Source organism: Aminobacter ciceronei (assembly GCF_014138625.1).
In the GTDB taxonomy this organism is placed as follows: domain Bacteria; phylum Pseudomonadota; class Alphaproteobacteria; order Rhizobiales; family Rhizobiaceae; genus Aminobacter; species Aminobacter ciceronei.
This window is the reverse complement of the sequence record NZ_JACJHY010000014.1, coordinates 1-19,147: the sequence shown is the minus strand read 5'-3', so window position 1 is coordinate 19,147 and position 19,147 is coordinate 1. Positions and strand designations below refer to the sequence as shown.

The window sequence follows — 19,147 nt, the reverse complement described above, 5'->3', positions numbered from 1 at the left end:
ATGTGGTAGTGCGCGGACCCTTGGTCAAGCATCCGTTGTGTCACGCTTGGGTGAGTCGAACAAGGGCGGCATCCATCGCCTCGGCCGGTACGGCGATCAGCCGCGGCGCCTCTGTGAACAGCAGGGCCGCGGCAACCGTCTTGCCGGGATAGAGCGGCCGGAGCAGCGCGCGGTAGAGCGCAAGCTGCACGACATAGGCGTTTGGCACCTGCTCGAACGAGGCGGGTGGCGGCCGGTTGGTCTTGTAGTCGACGATCAACACCTCGCTGTCGGTGACCGCCAGGCGGTCGATCTTGCCCGACACCGAGCGCGGCTTTCCCCTGACCACGAGGCTGCCCATAACAGACACTTCGGCGCGCGAGGAGGGCGAAAACAGCGGCGAAAACCTGGGGTCGTCGAGGACTGCAAGCACGGATGCGAGCGCGCTGGCACGCTCCGCCTCCGGCCAGTCCTGGCCGACACGGACGAGGTAGCGCTCGGCGGCGGACTGGCGTATCTCGGCGTCGAGCCGCGGCAGAATCTGTAACAGCCGGTGCAAGGCCGAACCGCGGGCGATGGCAAAGCCCGGCTCGCCCTCGGCGTCGAGCACCGGCGAGCGGCCCGAGATCACGGCCTCCTGCGTCTCCTCGATCAGCGCCGAAGCGCCCGACGGGGACAGCGGCTGCGGCAAATCCGCGAAGGCCGGCGGCGCGCCAAAAAGGCTTTCCGGCAAGGGCTCGATGCGGGCTCTCTCGCTGGCCGCCGGTTCCGACGCCGACAAAGGCGTTGCGGGCAATGGCGTGACGCGGAAGCGGTGGACAGGCCTGTCCGTGATGACGGGATGGCCGCGCTCTGCGCTTTCGGGCGCCACCGACAACGCACGGCTGACAATCGAATGCCAGGTGTTGAGGCCGGGCTGGCGCTTGCCGTGATAACCGCAGATGATCAGCCGGTCCTCGGCGCGGGTCATGCCGACATAAAGCAGGCGCCGGTATTCGTCGTCGGCGAGATCGCGGGCCAACGCGCTGGCACCCTTCGAGAAGGCGTTGGCGACATCGGCGCCAGCGCGCCAGAGATAACCCTTGCCCTGCCAGTGTCGGCCTTGCGGGACGAAAGGCATCAGGCGCGGCAAATGCTGATCGCTGAACGGGGCCGAGCCGCTGTCGACGAGGAACACCACCGGCGCCTCCAGACCCTTGGCGGCGTGTACGGTCATGATGCGGACCTCGTCACGCGTCTGATCCATCTCGCGCTTGATCTCGGGGCCGGCACTTTCGAGCGTCGACAGGAAGGATTCGAGACCGGGCAGGCCGGTGCGCTCCTCGGCCAGGCAGAAATTCAGGAACTCGTCGAGAATGTCGCCGGCCTCCTGGCCAAGGCGCGAGATCATCTTCTTGCGCACGCCGTCGCGGCTGGGTCCGCCCGACAGCACGCCCGAATAGAACTCGAAGATCGGCCGGAAGGCAGCCTCCGTCGCCCAGGCCTCAAGGACGGCGGCCGCCTCGGCGAAAACAGCATCTCTCGCCGCATGATCGCGCAGCGAGGCGATCAGCGACCTTCCTTTGCCCCGATTGGCCGAGAGCACAAACAGCGCATCTTCCGACATGCCGAAGATCGGGCTACGCAGCACGGCGGCCAGCGACAGGTCGTCCTCCGGCTGGATCAGGAAACGCCCAAGCGCGATCAGGTCCTTGACCGCGATATGGCCGGGCAGGCTCAGCCGGTCGGCGCCGGCTACCGGGATGTCGCGGCGCTTCAGCGCCCGCGACAGCGCATGAACGAAGCGGTCGCGCTTGCGCACCAGCACCATGACGTCGCCCGCGCGCAGGCGCTTGCCGGTGCCTTCGATGACCTCACGCTCGTCGAGCCATTTGCGGATGGTGGCGGCGACCTGTTCAGCAACCACCACGGCAGGCGCATGAGCATGGTCGATAGGCTTGCGCCAGTCGTCGGGCTCGTCGACGGCATCGGCGCCGACCGAGGGCCAGACCTCGACGTAACCTGCCGCCCCGGCGCGGATCGCCTTATGGCTCGGCGGCTCGGGCGCGCGGGTGACGCCGCGACGAACGCTCGTGTCCTCGAAGACACGGTCGACGGCCGACAGCACGTCGTCTGTCGAGCGGAACGACCAGGTCAGCGTGACGTCCTCGAAACGGGCATCGGCATCACGGATGCGGCCGGCGAATTCGTGCTTGGAGTTGTCGAAGGATTCGGGCGCGGCACCCTGGAACGAATAGATCGACTGCTTCTCGTCGCCGACGGCGAAGACCGTGCGGTGAACGTTGTCGCGGGCGCTGAAGCCGGAGAAGAACTCTTCCGCCAGCCGCTTCACCACTTCCCATTGGTCGGGGCTGGTGTCCTGGGCTTCGTCGAGCAGTATGTGGTCGATGCCCTTGTCGAGCTTGTACTGCACCCACGGCCCGGCGTCGGGACGCGCGAGCAGGTTGACGGTGCGGGTGATCAGGTCGTTGAAATCGAGGAAGCCGCGGCCGGTCTTCAGCCGCTCGTAGCGGGCAATCAGCCAGTCGGCGATCGTCAGTGCCGCCTGCGTTGCCTCCAGCATGCGAAAATGGGCGAGCCGGTCGGCTGCCTCGATGATGGCCGCTGCCGTCGCCGCATAACGCTCGGGCAAATCTGGCAGCCGGTCGAGCAAAGCCTTCTTGAACGCGCTGGACGGATTGTACGGATCGCCGTCGGCCTTGAGGAAGGCATTGCACAGAAGCGACAGCCGGCGCATGGGGTCGGCCTCGGCATAGGCGAGCCGGGCGTAAGGCAGGATATTGTTCAGCACGCTGCGCGCGTCTGTGGCTTCGGCTGCTATGGCGAATTCGGTGAAGAAGGTCGGCTCGAAGCCCGGCAGCGGCCAGATCGAAGCGGCGATGGCCTCGGCACTGTCCCTGGGCGAAAAACCGAACTCCTCGTAGAGCGCTTCGAAATTGAAGTCTTGAACCTGGGCGATGAAGGCGCGCAGCCCATCGCGCTTGCGCACGATCTCGGCGAGCAGCGCATCGAGCCCGGCCTCGCCGCCACGCTCCAGCACCTTGGCGAAGGCCTCGGCGAGTTCGGGATTGTGCTCGCCGGCGCCGGTGACCATGTCGCGCCGCGCGGTGGCGAACAAAGTCGCCTCCATCTGGCTGTCGAGCATCTCGAAATGGGCGGCGATGTTGGCCTCGAGCGGGAACTGGTGCAGCACCGACTCGCAGAAGGCGTGGATGGTCTGGATCTTCAGCCCGCCCGGCGTTTCCAGCGCCTCGGCGAACAATCGGCGCGCGCGGCGCAGCTTGGCAGCGTCAGGGCGGACACCGTCGAGTGCCGTGATGCGTGCGGCCAACTCGGCGTCGGCCAACATCGTCCATTCCGACAGGTTGGCGAAGACGCGATTCGACATGTTGGCGGCGGCGGCGCGGGTATAAGTCAGGCACAGGATCTTCGATGGATCGGTGCCACGCAGCAAAAGCCGCATCACGCGCTGCGACAGCACGTGCGTCTTGCCGGAGCCGGCATTGGCCGACACCCAGACCGAATTGCCCGGATCGGAGGCGCGCGCCTGGCGCTCTGCCGTCTCGGTGGGGACGAAGAACGCCTTCTTCATTCATCGCCCTCCGCACTGCCATCACCGCCGGCCGACCATTCGAGCACGCGGGCGAGATGGTCGTAGTCGCCGTCGGTCTCGCCTTCGCGGAAGGGCAAGGCGCGCGAGAGATAACCCGTGGTCGGATCGTTGTAGTGCAGCAAAAGCTGCTCCAAGCGCTCCCAGGCCTCTTCGGACAGTTCGACGGCTGATTTTGGCTTACGGTTGTGCTCGAGGATCGATTCTTCGAACACCTCGCCATTCGGCTTCAGGCGGACGAACGCCAGCTGCGAGGGCTCGCGCTTACCAAGCTCGCGGAAGGCGCCACGCCGCAGAAGCGCGCCTTCGAGCGCCAGCTGGGGCGAGATCAGCGTGTGCGCCTGCGCCTTGGATGGCGACGAGCCGGTCTTGTAGTCGAGGATGTCTGCCATGCCGCCGGCAAGCACGTCGACACGGTCGGCGCGACCGGACAGCGTCGCGCCGCTGAGTCCGACTTCGACGGTCGAGGCGTCTTCCTCGGCGTGGCGGGAAACCACGGCGTCGGCGCGGCTGCGCTCCCACTCCAGGATGTTGACCGCCAGTCGCTCGAAGCGTGGCCACCAGACGGCCTCGACGTCGGCGGGCAGGGCCGCCTCGGCGAAGCAATGGCGGCCGGCGGCGATCAGTGCGTCGAATGCGGCGGGATCACGCGGATCGACGATGGTCGCCGAAAACAGGTGCAGGATATCGTGGAACAACGTGCCCCGCTCGGCGGCACCGGGATCGCGCACCAGCGGGTCGAGCGCCGACAGGCCGAGGATACGCCTGGCATAGACGGCATAGGGATCGCGGCGCAGCGTCTCGATCTCAGTGATGCTGAAGCGGCGCGGCCTGACCTCCACCGGCGGCCTGGGCTCCGGACGGGTAGCGAAATCGGTCTTTTGGCCGGCATCGAGCTGGCGCGCCCAGTGAAGCAGGTTTTCGCCGCGCTTGCGCAAGACGGCCGCGTGGTCGGGGCCGAGATAGGTGAGCAGGCGCTGCAGCCAGCGCGACGGCACGGCGGGCGCATCGCCCGAGCGGGCGGAACGCGACAGGACGACGTTTTTCGCCCCCAACGCCATCTGGAAATCATGGGCGGCGAGGCCGATGCGGCGTTCCGGCGGTTCGAGGTCGATGCCCGTCTTCATGACGCGCGACATGAAGCGGTCGGCCTCTGCCTTGCGCGGCCAGGTGCCCTCGTTCAGCGCGCCGATGACCAGCGTATCCACCGTCTGCAGGCGGGCTTCGAGCGCACCCCAGATGGCGATGGCGCGGTCGGCACCTTGCGCCGGCTTGACCGCCTCGGGCGCCACCAGCGCGTCCATGACGTCGGGCCACTCGTCGGCGGCGAAACTGAACGAGGCCTGTGCTGCGACCAGCGAGCGCAGCGCCTCGGCGAGCTTGGCACCGGCATCGCCGTCATAGAGTGTGCCCAGGCCGCCATGCTCGTCGCGTCCGAGATTTTCCAGCGCCTCGACGGTGGCACGGACGATCGCCGCGAGGTCGACCTCTGCATCGCCACGAAAGGCGAACAATGGCGCCAGGCGAGAGACGAGCCTGCCTGCTATGTCCCGGGCTTCCTCGATGCGGCGCACGCTGATGCGGTCGAACCAGAACGGCCTGCGCGACGCGCCACCCATGCTTGTCAATCTGACCTCAAATTCCTCGGCGAGCCCGGCAATGTCAGGCCGGCCGACGCCACCACGCAGCACGACGAGCTCGATGGTCTCGGCAGCACGCCGGACGGCTGAACGCTCTTGGCCAAGGCGCAGCAAGGGATGCTTGAGCAGCGACAGCACCGCCACCGGATCACCCGGACGGAAGGCGGCAGCGAGCATGGTACGCAGAAGGGCTGCCGGCGGCGTGTTGGCCAGCGGCACGCCACCGGAATCGTCGGCCTGGATGCCGAAGCGGCGAAGCTCCGCAGCGACACGGCGGGCAAGGTTGCGGTCGCTGGTGACCAGGGCAGCGCGATGGCCCGATTGGGCGACCGCCTGGCGAAGCGCGATGGCGATAGCCGCCGCCTCGTCGCGCTCATGCGCGGCTTCGAGAAGTGTTACGCCGGCGAAGGCATCGGCGATCTCGGGGTCGTCGACGTCGCTGCGCTTCTCGGCCCAGGCGTCGGTGGTCTCGGCCGGCCGCAGCGCTTCGCCGACGACGGCCGCGCGGCGGGCCATGGCACCGGTCGGCGCGCCCAGTTCGTCGACGTCGCCGCGCATGATGCCGATCTTGCCGATCAGCTTGGCAAGGCCATACTGGGGATGGCCAAGCACCGAGGCCCTGGCGCCGATCTCGGTGATCGTCTCATAGGCGCGCTGGTCGAGCGTGGCGTCCAGTCCGGGAAGCACGACTGCACCACGCGGCAAGCGCGAAATGGCCGCGAGCAGCTCGGCGGTAGCAGGGATCGAGCCGGTGGAACCCGCCGCGATGACCGGTCCGGCGGGCGGGTTGCGCTTCAGCCGCTCGGCTTCGAGGCGGATCAGGGCGCTGCGATGGGCGGCAGGATTGGATTGGCCGCGCTCCTTCAGCATTTCCGGCCAGGCGCCGGTGACGATGGAGAGGAAGTCGAGCGTCACCTGCCACCAGCCGGACAGCTCACCGGTCACCAGGTCGGCTAGCCGCGACCAGTCGGAGCCTTCGGTCTCGATCTCGTCCATCAGCCCGGCAAGATCGCGGGCCAGCCAGATGGCGTCGGCAGCCGAGGCCGGCACGACGATCTCCTCCTCGAACAGCGCCGCGACATGGGCGGGAAGACGGCGCTTCCAGGCACGCACCAAGGGTGCGAGCAGGAGCAGGCGGTCGGTGGCGGAAACCGGCGGGGCAAGGTCGAGCGCACCGGCGCCTTCGGTCTCGAAGGCCGCCTCGTCCTCGTCGAACTCGCCGAGCGGCTTGATAACAGGCAGGATCGCCGAGCTGCCGCCGCCGACATCGACGAAGACACCGCGCAGCGCACGCGCAGCGCGGCGCGTTGGCACGTAGATTGTGACGTCGGCCAGCGCCAGCGGATTGCCGTCGAAGCGGAAGTCGGAGATCAGGCTGCCGTCGAGCAGGGACGCCGCCAGCGTCGGCAGGAAGGGGGTGCCGGGCGGGATGGAAAAGACGCGTGGCGACGCGCGGCCGCTCATTGCGCCTCCGCCAATGCCCTCTTCACCGCGGCCTCGGCAGGTGCGATGGCATCGGGCGTGCCGACGGTGATCCAGCTGCCCGACATGCGCATGCCGTGAAGCCGACCGCTGGCAATCGCCTCGTCGAAATAGCGGTTGAGCGAATGCGGCGTCTCGGGTGCAGCGGCGAACAGGCGTGGGTGGACGATCGCAGCACCGGCATAGATAAGCCCGTCGGGCGCGCCCCTGGCGCGGCTCAACGTCCCGTTCGGCGCGACCAGGAAGTCGGTACCACCCGAGTGTCCGGTCGCCTGTTCGAGGTCCGCCAGCATCAGCAGAATATCCATGCGCCCGGCATCCCAGGCAAGGGCGAGGCGGGTCAGGTTGGGCACGCCCTCATCGATCCAGAAGGTGTCGGCGTTGACGATGTAGAACGGTGCTGCGCCAAGCCGGGGCAGCGCCCTGACGATGCCGCCGGCGGAATCGAGCAGTCCGTCGCGCTCGTCGGAGATTTCGATGCGCGGCGCCTGGCGGGAAGCGACATGCTCGACGATCTGGTCGGGCAGATAGTGGACATTGACGACGGCTCGCTCGACGCCCGCCTCGGTGAGGCTGTCGAGACCCCAGTCGAGCAGGGTCTTGCCAGACACGCGCACCAGCGGCTTGGGGATCGTATCGGTGATCGGCCGCATGCGCTTGCCGAGACCGGCGGCCAGAACCATGGCAACGGAGGGATTTTTGGCAGGCCCATTCACGCGTCAGAACTCCTCGAGCAGGCGGTTGTCGCGGTAGAAGTCGCGCAGTTCCGCCAACGACGGGTGTGAGAGCGAGCGGTGCAGATAGTCCCTGATGCGCGGCAGGTGCCTGAGATATTGCGGCTTGCCATCGCGCCGGTCGAGGCGGACGAAAATGCCGAGAATCTTCGAATTCCGCTGCGCCGCCATGATGGCGTAGGCTTCGCGGAAGGCCATCTCGTCAAAACTGCCGGCAGCATGTCGCGCGGCGACATAGGCATCGACGGTGCCGCGCTCGATGTCGGGCGACACGGTCACCCGCGCATCCATGGCGAGTGAGGCGACGTCGTAAGCGACGGGGCCAATCAGCGCGTCCTGGAAGTCGACGATGCCGAGGCGGTCGTGGCCATGGCGATCGCCACGCCAGATGATGTTTGGCGAATGGTAGTCGCGCAGGACAAGGCCATATTGCTTGTCGGCGAGGCGGTCGAAGACGGCGTTCCAGGCGGCGCGGTAGCCGTCGCACAGCTCAGCCGAAGCAGGCGCACCGGTGACCGCCTTCACATACCATTCGACCAGCAGCTCGACCTCGATCATCAAAGCGTCACGGTCGAAGGGCGGCACCTGGTGGACGACACCGGGCGCGGCCTCCAGCCGGTCGTCCCAATGTTTCCCGTGAATCATTGCCAGCAGTTCTGCCGCAGCTGCGTAGCGCTCGGTGACCGGCCTGCCCTCGGGATCGAGGAAAGCGCCTGAGCCGAGATGCTCGAGCAGCACGAAACCCTGGTCGAGGTCCTGGGCGACGATGCCCGGCACGGTGACGCCACCGGCGGCAAGCGCGCGATCGATGGCGGCGAAGGCGGCGACGGTCTGGGCGGTGTGCGCGATCTCGGCGTAGGGCTTGCCGTCACGCACGGGCGGACCGAGCGTCAGTCTCGGCGAGTTCATCAGCACCAGCGGTGCATGGCCTTCCCTGGTCACCGTCTCATAAGACCGCGCCGAGGCGTCGCCGATGAAACGGGCACGATGAGCATCGCTGCACGCTGAGGCTACGAGGAAGTCACGCATGGCGAGTGAGCGGGCGACACGGTCGAAGGCCGGTCCATCGCCTGTAATCGTGATGCGGCGGCCATCGCCCTCATGCTGGAACGCGATGCGCAGGCTGGTTGCCGGCATGGCATCAGTGGCGCGCTCAGGCCATTCGACCAGCGCCACGCCCGAGCTAACCGCCTCGTCGAAACCAAGCTCTTCCAGCTCCTCTGGCGAGGACAGGCGATAGAGGTCGAAATGATGGACGACGACAGGCGTGTCGTAGCTCTGGACCAGCGTGAATGTCGGGCTCGGCACCTCATGGGCGGGATCGGCGGCCAGGGCGCGGATCAGGCCGCGCGCCAAAGTGGACTTGCCGGCGCCGAGATCGCCGTCCAGCAGGAACACGTCGCCAGGCCGCACGGCCATGGCGAGGTCCTCGCCCAGCTGCGTCGTGGCGGCCTCGTCGGGCAGGTGCCGTTCCAGCGATCTGGCCGTCGTCAAACCTGCTACTCCGCCGCGACCCGGACGCCGGCGGGCATGTCTGGGAACAGGCAGATGACGGTCGTGCCAAGATCTTTGCCGCTGTCGATCCGGACGGTGCCGCCATGCAGCTCAACGAAGCTCTTGACGATCGACAGGCCAAGGCCGGCGCCGCGCTTCCGGCCGCCGTTGACGCGGGATTCGAAGCGCTGGAACATGGTGTCGAGCACCTCGGGCGGCACACCCGGGCCGTCGTCATGGACCGAAAATTCGACGCCTTCGGCGCGCTGGCGGCAAGCGAGCGTGATGGTGCTGGCAGCCGGCGCGTAGTTCACCGCGTTCGAGAGCAGGTTGTAGAGGATCTGGCGGACGCGGGTCTCGTCGCCGTTGAAGCTCTTCGGCGCGCCCTTGATCTCGATGGCAAGCTTGATCGAGTGCTCTTCCAGCCGGTCGGCGACGAGCTCGGCAGCAGCCTCGATGGCGCGATGGACATGCACTTCGGAGATATCGAGCTGCATGATGCCGGCGTCGACGGTAGCGAGGTCGAGGATGTCGTTGACGATGGTCAACAGCACGCCCGACGACGAGCCGATATGCTCGACATATTCGCGCTGGCGCGGCGACAGCGGTCCGGTGCCGGGCAGCGACAACAGCTCGGTGAAGCCGATGATGTTGGTGAGCGGCGAACGCAGCTCGTAGGAGACGTGCTGGACGAACTCGTTCTTGATCTGGTCGGCGCGCTGCAGCGCCTCGTTCTTGTCCTTCAGCGCGCGCTCGACATTGACGCTGTCGGTGACGTCGACGAAGGTCAGCATCACCTGGCCGTTGGGCAGGTGGATGACGGCATGCTGCAGCACCGAGCCGTTCTTGAGCTCGGTCTGGCCATGGCGGTCGCTGCGTTCGTCAAAGCCGGTGACGGCGGAGACGAAATCGCCCCACGGGCTGTTGTCGGCACGCGTGTCGCATTCGGCGCGGATGGCCGAGATGTGCGTGTTCTGCCGCAGCACCTCGGGCGAGACGCCCCAGAGCTGGCCGAAGGCCGGATTGAACAGGCGGATACGGCCATCTGGGCCAAAGACGACGACGCCTTCGGCCAGATTGTCGAGGGTTTCGCCCTGCACACGCACGGCTGTGGTGTAGCGGCTTTCGAGATCGATCCGCTCGGTCAGGTTCTCGAACACCCAGGTGACGCCGCCCTTGGGCTGCGGATTGGCGACGACGCGGATGGTGCGGCCGTCGGGCAGGTGCCAGAGGTGCTCCTGCGGATCGACGGCGCGATAGGCCGACAGCAGGTTCTCCTTCCAGCGGCGCCATTCCTGCTGCTCGGGCAGCTTGCGTTCGCTGCGCAGGCGGTCGAGCAGCAGCGCATTGTCGGGCGCGCTCGAAATGTAGCCGGCGTCGAGATCCCAGAGCTTCTGGAAGGCGTTGTTGTAGAAGCGCAGCTTCTGCCCGGCGTCGAAGGTGGCGACGGCGGTGGCAACCTGGTCGAGCGTATCGGCATGGCTGCGCACGACCAGGCTGTATTCCTCGCGGATGGCGTCGGCGGCGCTCATGTCGGCGGCGATGCCGGCCGAGCCTTCCTTGCCGACCAGATCGGTGACGGCAAACATCTTGCGGTCGCCATCGATGACGGTCGACAGTGTCTGCTGGAACAGCGGCTGCGTCTGGTGCTGCTGGACGATCGCCTCGCGCGCCTGGGTGCCGAGAAATTCCTTGCCGTCACGAATGGCGGCGGACGAATCCACCGCCTCGACGGCCTTGGCGAAGGCCTTGTTGACCCATTTAAGGCGGCCGTCGGCATCGCGCATCCAGAACGGCATGTCGATTGCGTCCAGCAGGCCGATCAGCGTCTCGTATTCGGCGCTCAGGCGCTGGTTTTCGAGCTTCAACCGCGCCTGCCCGCGCTGCGCTTCGGAAATCGAGACAAAGCGGACGATGACATGGGCACCGCTCTTGCGGCCATGGACCTCGAGCGCAGCATTGGCGTGGGTTTCGGCAATCAGTTCGAAGGCCGTGCCCTTGTCGCGCAAGGCAGCGATGGCGTTTTCGAGCGCTGCGGCCGAACGCGGCATCAGCCAGCGGCCAAAGCCAAGGAAGGCGGCACGATCATCCGGGGCCCCTGTCTCGATCGGCAGCGAACCGACGAGTTCGGGCTTCTTGTTCTCGTTGGCCCAGACGATGACGCGCTGGTCGCGCAAATTGAGCAGGGCCTCGGAGCGCTGCAGCGAGGCATTGAGATCGGCAACGCGGCCGCGCAGCTCGACATTCTCGGCGCTGATGCGGCCCTTCTCGCGGATCAGCGCGATTGCCGAGATCAAGGCAGCGCCCATCACGCCGACGAACATCGCAAGCTGGATGACTTCTACGGTGCTCACGGGCAGGCCGGCAATCGATGCCTGCTGGGCGTGGGCGAAGCCGAGAGGCGTGCAAATCGCAGTCGTGGCAAGGGCCGCGCTCGCCGCCCAACCGCCCACACGCCGCAAGGCATGCCAGGAGCGGCCTGCGGTCGCGTTCTGCGAATCCTCGTGGCCGCCGGAGACGGCCTGTCCCGCTGGAAGCGGGTATTCCCCCGGCATGTCTTGTTTCCTCTGTGCCGCCCGACTGCAAGACCGCCCCGTAGTGCCCGAAATTCCCGCCAAGAATGGGCGCGTGACGAATCATGTCACCATACCGCTTAGGCGAATCGACGTGAAGCAGGCGAGCCCCCAAAAAAGAAACCGGGCGAAAGTCAATCGCCCGGCTTCAATATCTAGTAGGTATTTTCGCTATGGTTAATAGCGGTAGTGTTCCGGCTTGAACGGACCCTTTGGCGTGACGCCGATATAGGTAGCCTGCTCATCGCTCAGCGTGGTCAGCTTGGCGCCGAGCTTGTCGAGATGCAGGCGCGCGACCTTCTCGTCGAGATGCTTGGGCAGGACATAGACTTCGTTCTTGTACTGGCCGGGCTTGGTCCAGAGCTCGATCTGGGCCAGCGTCTGGTTGGTGAACGACGCCGACATGACGAAGCTCGGATGGCCGGTGGCGTTGCCGAGGTTGAGCAGACGGCCTTCCGACAAAAGGATCATGCGCTTGCCCCCCGGGAAGGTGATCATGTCGACCTGCGGCTTGACGTTGGTCCACTTCAGATTGCGCAGCGCGGCAACCTGGATCTCGTTGTCGAAGTGGCCGATGTTGCCGACGATGACCATGTCCTTCATCAGGCGCATGTGATCGAGGGTGATGACGTCCTTGTTGCCGGTCGTGGTGATGACGATGTCGGCGGTCGGAGCGGCATCCTCGAGGGTTACGACTTCAAAGCCGTCCATCGCCGCCTGCAGCGCGCAGATCGGATCGACTTCCGTGACCTTGACGCGGGCGCCGGCGCCCTGGAGCGAGGCGGCCGAACCCTTGCCGACGTCGCCGTAGCCGCAGACGACGGCGACCTTGCCGGCCATCATGACGTCGGTACCGCGGCGGATGCCGTCGACCAGCGATTCCTTGCAGCCATACTTGTTGTCGAACTTCGACTTGGTGACCGAGTCGTTGACGTTGATCGCCGGGAAGGGCAGTAGGCCCTTCTTCTGCAGCTGGTAGAGACGATTGACGCCGGTCGTGGTCTCTTCGGTGACGCCGCGGATCGCAGCCTTGTGCTTGGCGAAGAAGCCCGGCGTCTCGGCCATGCGCTTCTTGATTTGGGCGAAAAGGATTTCTTCCTCTTCGCTGCCCGGATTGGACAGCACGTTTTCGCCTGCTTCAGCGCGAGCGCCGATCAGGATGTACATGGTGGCGTCGCCGCCATCATCGAGGATCATGTTGGTGGCGCCGCCATCGGTCCACTGGAAGATCTGGTCGGTGTACTGCCAGTATTCCTCGAGCGTCTCGCCCTTGACTGCGAAGACCGGGATACCAGATTCGGCGATCGCCGCAGCGGCGTGGTCCTGCGTCGAAAAGATGTTGCACGAGGCCCAGCGGATGTCGGCGCCGAGAGCCTTCAGCGTCTCGATCAGCACCGCGGTCTGGATGGTCATGTGCAGCGAGCCGGAAATGCGTGCGCCCTTGAGCGGCTGTGCTTCACCGAACTCCTCGCGGCAGGCCATCAGGCCCGGCATTTCGGTTTCGGCGATCTCGATTTCCTTGCGACCCCAGCCGGCGAGCGAAATGTCGGCGACCAGATAATCCTTGCTACCCGTCATGGCTTGCTCCGATTCCTGTTTGCTGCGCGCCGAAGCGGGAGGCTTGAGAGGGCGCGCGAAAGATCGGCCTGACTACCAGATCAGGCCGTCATCGACAATGGGACATAAAGAAATCTTTATTCGTGCATGTCACTGGGCAGATAACCCGGCGATCAGCACTCCTCGCCAAAACGCGCGGCAACGAGTGTCGCAAGCGCTTCCATCGCCTGGTCGGCCTCGGGGCCGCTTGCGGTCACCCGGATCGTGCAGCCGGGACTGGCGGCCAGCATCATCAGGCCCATGATCGAGGTGCCGCCAACGGAAATGCCGTCCTTCTCGACGCTGATCGAGGCTTCGAACTCGCCGGCGATCTGCACGAACTTCGCCGAAGCGCGCGCATGCAGGCCTCTCTGGTTGACGATGGCGAGGTCGCGGACGACGTGGCCCTTCTCGGGCGAGTAGGGCATGCCGCTCATTTGCCGCTCAGCACCTGGCTTGCAACGTTGATGTATTTGCGTCCTGCCGCCTGCGCTTCGTCGAGCGCGCCGGACATGTTGTCGGCCTTGCGCACGCTGGTCAGCTTGATCAGCATTGGCAGGTTCATGCCGGCGATGACCTCGACACGGCCGGCCTCCATCACCGAGATGGCGAGATTCGACGGCGTGCCCCCGAACATGTCGGTCAGGACGACGACGCCGGCACCGGTGTCGGCGCGGGCAACGGCGTTGATGATGTCGCTGCGGCGCTGCGCCATATCATCGTCGGCGCCGATTGAGACGGTCTCGAAATTCTCCTGCGGTCCGACGACGTGTTCCACGGCATGGCGGAACTCCTCAGCCAGTTGACCGTGCGTCACAAGCACGAGTCCGATCATTCTGTCATGGCTCCCGTCATGGCCCTTTCACAGCCGCGCAGTATTTTTGCCGCCTTGGGGGCGGGAGCGCTATCTTGTCGACGGCGAGGGCGTTTACAAGCCCCAATTTACGGCAAGACCTGCCATTTTGACGCAATGCAGCAAAAATGTTGGGCAGCCTCAGGCTGGAAACCGGGCGCCGAGCAGCGCCAGCAGCGCGGGTGTGGCCACTGCGATTTCGCGCTCCGCGAGCATCAATCTTGGCACTTTGCAACCCAGGAGAAGCTCACTTGCGTCCTCGGGCAGCCGCTCCACCGCGCCGGCCGGAACCAGCCTGACAAGCAGGTCGACCGTTGTCGCGGCCTCATGTTCGACGGGGATTGGGCCGCCGCCTCTGACTTCAACGAGACCGGCGATCGTTGACGGCGCATGGCAGACGAGCCGACCCTGATGGGCCGACAGGAAAACCTGATCGTCGGATACCAGCCGGGCAAAACGGTTGCCGGCGCGAAATTTTTCGACAAGCGCAAGAGCGAGTGACGATTTGCCTGAGCCCGGCGGTCCGGCGATCAGCACGCCGCGATCTCCGAGTACTATCGCCGTCGCATGCATGTTGGTCGGCGCCACGGATCAGCTTTCGGCCGGGAAGGCGACAATGAAACGCGCACCCTTGAGTTCGCCCGGCTTGGTGCCGGTGATGTTCTCGGCCGTCAGCGTGCCGCCATGGGCTTCGACGATCTGGCGGCTGATCGAGAGGCCGAGGCCGGAGTTCTGGCCGAAGGCTTCGCTGGCGGGCCGGTCGGTGTAGAAGCGCTCGAAGATGCGGTCGATGTTTTCGGCGCGGATGCCGGGACCGTTGTCCTCGACGGTGATGACGTTGAACTTGCCGACGCGTGCAAGCGAAATGGCGATGTGGCCATGCTCGTCGGGCACGAAGGAGCGGGCATTCTCGATCAGGTTGGTGATGACCTGGCCGATGCGCAGATCGTGGCCGGCGACATTGTAGTTCTTCACGCCGGCCGGCAACTTGGCAGGGGTGAATTCGATCTCGACCGGCTTCTTGTGGCGGCCGCTCTCACGCGACACCGAGACCAGGTCGCCGATGAACTTCTTGAGATCGACCCTGCTGGCGTCCTCGCGGGCCAGTTCGGCATCGAGGCGTGAAGCGTCGGAAATGTCGGTGATCAGCCGGTCGAGCCGGCGCACGTCGTGCTGGATGACCTCCATCAGGCGCGCCCGCGAACTTTCATTCTTGGCCAGCGGCAAGGTCTCGACGGCGCTGCGCAGCGAGGTCAGCGGGTTCTTGAGCTCGTGGCTGACGTCGGCAGCAAAGCTCTCGATCGCTTCGATACGGTTGTAGAGCGCGTTGGTCATGTCGCGCACGGCGACCGACAGGTTGCCGATCTCGTCCTGGCGATCCGAGAAATCGGGAATCTCGTCGCGGTTCTTGCTACCGCGCCTGACGCGATTGGCTGCAGCCGAGAGGCGGCGCAGAGGCGTGGCGATCGTCGAGGCCAGAACCATCGAAAGGATGGCGGTGACCAGTGCCGCGACACCGAAGACGCGCAGAATCGCCTTTTGCTCGGCCGCCACGATCTTGTCGATGTCGCCGCCTTCGGTCGACAGCATCAACACGCCGAGCACGGCGCGGAAACGCTGGATCGGAACGGCGACGGAGACGATCTGCTCGCCCTGCTCGCTGACGCGCACGATGGTCGCGGGGCCGCCGGTCAGAGCCTGGACGACTTCCGGGAAGGCAGCGCCATTGCCGCCCGGCTGCTCCTTGTAGACCGGCAGGGAGCTGTCGACGAAGAAGTCGAAGATGAATTTCTGCGCCCGCTCGATCAGCGTCGGCTCTTCTTCCTCCACCGGCGGCAGGTCGTAGCGCAGGATCTGGTGGCGCGAGTCGAGCAAAAGGTTGGCGTCGCGGTCGTAGATGCGGGCGCGGGTGCGGGTCGGCGAGATGACCCGCCGCAGCAGCGGCGCGACACGCTCCGGATTGATCGGGAAATCGAGGCTGTCGAGCTGGTCGGTGCCGGGACCAAGGCTTTCGCCGGCCTGCAGCTCGAGCAGCTTTTCCGGATCGATCCTGATGGCATCGGTTTCGACCGTTGCCGACGAAGCGATGGCGCCGGCAATGATACCGCCCTGCGTCATCAGGCTTTCGACGCGTGCCTCGATCAGCGCGCCGCGGAACGCGTTGAGATAGAAGATGCCCGCCACCAGCACCGCCAGACCGGCGAGGTTGAGGAACAGGATGCGGCGGGTCAGGCTCGAGAAGAAATAATGGCCAAGCAGGCGGCTCAGGCGAATCCGGGTCCGGTCGAGAAACAGCAAACGCCCGCGCGGCCGCTTGGAGGCGGCCGCCGGCTTCCTGATCTCTGCGTCCATCGCCATGTGATCTCAGCCCTCGCCGATATCACGCTTCGCGGAATCTGTAGCCGACACCGTAGAGGGTTTCGATCATCTCGAAGTCGTCGTCGACAGCCTTGAACTTCTTGCGCAAGCGCTTGATGTGGCTGTCGATGGTGCGGTCGTCGACATAGACCTGCTCATCATAGGCCGAATCCATCAGGGCGTCGCGGCTCTTGACCACGCCCGGGCGCTGCGCCAGCGAGTGCAGGATCAGGAATTCGGTGACGGTGAGTACGACCGGCTCGCCCTTCCAGGTGCAGGTGTGGCGCTCCTGGTCCATCACCAGCTGGCCACGCTCGAGCGAGCGAGCCTGCTGCGTCGGCGCCTTGGTCGCGGCCTCGCGGGCGCTTGCCCGGCGCAATACGGCGCGGACACGCTCGACCAGCAGGCGCTGCGAGAACGGCTTGCGGATGAAATCGTCGGCGCCCATCTTCAGACCGAAGAGCTCATCGATCTCGTCATCCTTGGAGGTCAGGAAGATCACCGGCAGATCGGTCTTCTGGCGCAGCCGGCGCAACAGCTCCATACCATCCATGCGCGGCATCTTGATGTCGAGGATGGCAAGGTTCGGCGGACGCGCGGCCAGCCCTTCGAGCGCCGACGCACCATCCGTATAGGTCTCGACGCGATAGCCCTCGGACTCAAGTGCGATCGAAACCGATGTCAAAATGTTGCGGTCGTCGTCGACAAGCGCGATCGTTGCCATTTCCAGCGGCTCCCTCATGAGCGGGTGTCCCTTCCTGCTTACAGCAGGGCTTGTGCAGGACAAATTAGGTACAAAATGTGGCATAGCCTCCGTTCGAGGGGAGCGCAACCGCCATGCCTTGTGCTTGCCTTATATGGGGCGGCGGCGCCAAAGCTCGAACAAAAAACTGCCGATCTTGTGTGGGCCGGCGACTGCTTGCACACCTTTTAAACGATTTAGACAAATTTCAAAATTTTTAAATCGATTAATGATTTGATATCGCTGATCTTTTCTGTTTCAGCCTGCCTCAGTCCCGTTGGGACAGCGGCGTCCGGCCCGCAGACCGGACACAGCGTCATGGCTACGAGGCTTCACTAAATGACCGAAACCGGTAAGCGAAATCCCGCCTGCGGGATCGAAACGGCAGGGCTCAAAACGTCGGGCACCGTCCGTTACAACTTTGGCGCTGCATTTCTCACCGAAGAAGCGATCCGGCGCGGCGAGGCTAAGCTGACCGCGCATGGCGCACTCGTCGCAGAGACCGGCCAGCATACCGGCCGTTCGCCCAAGGACAAGTTCGTCGTGCGCGACGAAAACACCGAAGACCATGTCTGGTGGGACAACAACAAGCCGATCAGTCGCGCCCAGTTCGACGCGCTGCACGCCGAATTCCTGGCCCAGGCGGCCGACAAGGATCTCTATGTCCAGGACCTGATCGGCGGCGCCGACCGCTCGCTGTGCCTGCCGACGCGCGTCGTCACCGAATTCGCCTGGCACTCGATGTTCATCCGCAACCTTTTGATCCGTCCGACGGCGGCCGAGCTTGCCAGCTTCGTGCCCGAGATGACGATCATCGACCTGCCGTCGTTCCGCGCCGACCCGGCCCGCCACGGCACCCGCACCGAGACCGTGATCGCCGTCGACCTGACCCGCATGATCGTGCTGATCGGCGGCACCGCCTATGCCGGCGAGATGAAGAAGTCGGTGTTCACCGCGCTCAACTACCTTCTGCCGACCAAGGGCGTGATGCCGATGCATTGCTCGGCCAACGAAGGTCCCGACGGCGACGCCGCCGTGTTCTTCGGCCTGTCGGGCACCGGCAAGACGACGCTGTCGGCCGATCCCAAACGCACGCTGATCGGCGACGACGAGCACGGCTGGGGCCCTGACGGCATCTTCAACTTCGAGGGCGGCTGCTACGCCAAGACGATCCGGCTGTCGGCCGAAGCAGAACCGGAAATCTTCGCCACCACCCAGCGTTTCGGCACCGTGCTCGAGAACGTGGTGCTGGACGACAGCCGCGTTCCCGATTTCGACGACGGCTCGCGCACCGAAAACACCCGCTGCGCCTATCCGCTCGACTTCATCCCGAACGCCAGCGCCACCGGCCAGGCCAGCCACCCGAAGAACATCATCATGCTGACGGCCGATGCCTTCGGCGTGATGCCGCCCATCGCCAAGCTGACGCCGGCGCAGGCGATGTACCACTTCCTGTCGGGCTACACGGCCAAGGTTGCCGGAACCGAGCGTGGCGTGACCGAGCCGGAGGCGACCTTCTCGACCTGCTTCGGTGCTCCCTTCATGCCGCGCCACCCCTCGGAATACGGCAATCTGCTACGCCAGCTGATCGCCGAGCACAATGTCGACTGCTGGCTGGTCAACACCGGCTGGACCGGCGGCGCTTATGGCACCGGCTCGCGCATGCCGATCAAGGCAACGCGCGCCCTGCTGTCGGCAGCGCTCGACGGCTCGCTGAACGCGGTCGAGTTCCGCACGGATGCGAATTTCGGCTTCGCCGTGCCCGTCTCGGTGCCGGGCGTCGACAGCAAGATCCTCGACCCGCGTTCGACCTGGGCCGACGGCGCTGCCTATGACCGCCAGGCCAAGAAGCTGGTGTCGATGTTCGCCGACAATTTCGGCAAGTTCGAAAGCCATGTCGACGCCTCCGTTCTGGGCGCAGCACCGCAGGTGCGCGAAGCCGCCGAGTAACACTCGCATCGGCTGAACAAACATCGAAAGGCCCGGCCAAGTGAACTGACCCCGTAAAGTTGGACGGTTCATTGAGCTGGTAGATTTAAGGGCTGGGTCCTGTATTGCACAGGGGCCAGCCCTTTCAGTTTCAGTT

Annotated in this window: 12 protein-coding genes; 1 reads left to right on the top strand and 11 read right to left on the bottom strand. The window is 65.4% G+C overall.

What is annotated here, in order from left to right; translation table 11 throughout:
- Window positions 1-40: 40 nt before the first annotated feature.
- From addA to HNQ95_RS15310, 11 genes are all read right to left on the bottom strand, one after another.
- Window positions 41-3,571, bottom strand: coding sequence for a double-strand break repair helicase AddA (addA, locus tag HNQ95_RS15360; protein WP_182574464.1), 3,531 nt, complete (start codon window positions 3,569-3,571; stop codon window positions 41-43).
- Window positions 3,568-6,693 (bottom strand): double-strand break repair protein AddB, encoded by a 3,126-nt coding sequence (gene addB, locus HNQ95_RS15355; protein ID WP_067955735.1) that lies wholly within the window; start codon window positions 6,691-6,693, stop codon window positions 3,568-3,570. Before addB ends, addA begins: the two co-directional genes overlap by 4 nt.
- Window positions 6,690-7,394 (bottom strand): nucleotidyltransferase family protein, encoded by a 705-nt coding sequence (locus tag HNQ95_RS15350; protein ID WP_067955737.1) that lies wholly within the window; start codon window positions 7,392-7,394, stop codon window positions 6,690-6,692. Before HNQ95_RS15350 ends, addB begins: the two co-directional genes overlap by 4 nt.
- Before the next feature lie 36 nt (window positions 7,395-7,430).
- A complete protein-coding gene (tsaE, locus tag HNQ95_RS15345; RefSeq protein WP_067955738.1) occupies window positions 7,431-8,939 on the bottom strand; it encodes a tRNA (adenosine(37)-N6)-threonylcarbamoyltransferase complex ATPase subunit type 1 TsaE in 1,509 nt (502 codons plus the stop codon).
- Window positions 8,940-8,944: 5 nt separating this feature from the next.
- Complete coding sequence (locus tag HNQ95_RS15340) at window positions 8,945-11,494, bottom strand: sensor histidine kinase (protein ID WP_154385273.1); 2,550 nt, start codon at window positions 11,492-11,494, stop codon at window positions 8,945-8,947.
- A gap of 195 nt (window positions 11,495-11,689) precedes the next feature.
- Complete coding sequence (gene ahcY / locus HNQ95_RS15335) at window positions 11,690-13,090, bottom strand: adenosylhomocysteinase (RefSeq protein WP_067955742.1); 1,401 nt, start codon at window positions 13,088-13,090, stop codon at window positions 11,690-11,692.
- Window positions 13,091-13,242: 152 nt separating this feature from the next.
- Window positions 13,243-13,545, bottom strand: coding sequence for an HPr family phosphocarrier protein (locus HNQ95_RS15330; protein ID WP_067955743.1), 303 nt, complete (start codon window positions 13,543-13,545; stop codon window positions 13,243-13,245).
- Window positions 13,542-13,943, bottom strand: a complete 402-nt coding sequence (locus HNQ95_RS15325; RefSeq protein WP_067955745.1) for a PTS sugar transporter subunit IIA — start codon at window positions 13,941-13,943, stop codon at window positions 13,542-13,544. The genes HNQ95_RS15330 and HNQ95_RS15325 overlap by 4 nt, the downstream gene beginning before the upstream one ends.
- 159 nt (window positions 13,944-14,102) lie before the next feature.
- Complete coding sequence (locus HNQ95_RS15320) at window positions 14,103-14,549, bottom strand: HPr kinase/phosphorylase (RefSeq protein WP_182574463.1); 447 nt, start codon at window positions 14,547-14,549, stop codon at window positions 14,103-14,105.
- A gap of 3 nt (window positions 14,550-14,552) precedes the next feature.
- A complete protein-coding gene (locus tag HNQ95_RS15315; RefSeq protein ID WP_182574514.1) occupies window positions 14,553-16,313 on the bottom strand; it encodes a sensor histidine kinase in 1,761 nt (586 codons plus the stop codon).
- A gap of 28 nt (window positions 16,314-16,341) precedes the next feature.
- Window positions 16,342-17,043 carry a response regulator transcription factor gene (locus tag HNQ95_RS15310; RefSeq protein ID WP_109578295.1) on the bottom strand — a complete coding sequence of 234 codons (702 nt, stop codon included), beginning with the start codon at window positions 17,041-17,043 and terminating at the stop codon, window positions 16,342-16,344.
- A gap of 357 nt (window positions 17,044-17,400) precedes the next feature.
- On the opposite strand from HNQ95_RS15310, the gene HNQ95_RS15305 reads away from it, so the two are divergent.
- Window positions 17,401-19,011, top strand: coding sequence for a phosphoenolpyruvate carboxykinase (locus HNQ95_RS15305; protein ID WP_154385274.1), 1,611 nt, complete (start codon window positions 17,401-17,403; stop codon window positions 19,009-19,011).
- The last annotated feature ends 136 nt before the right edge of the window (window positions 19,012-19,147 follow it).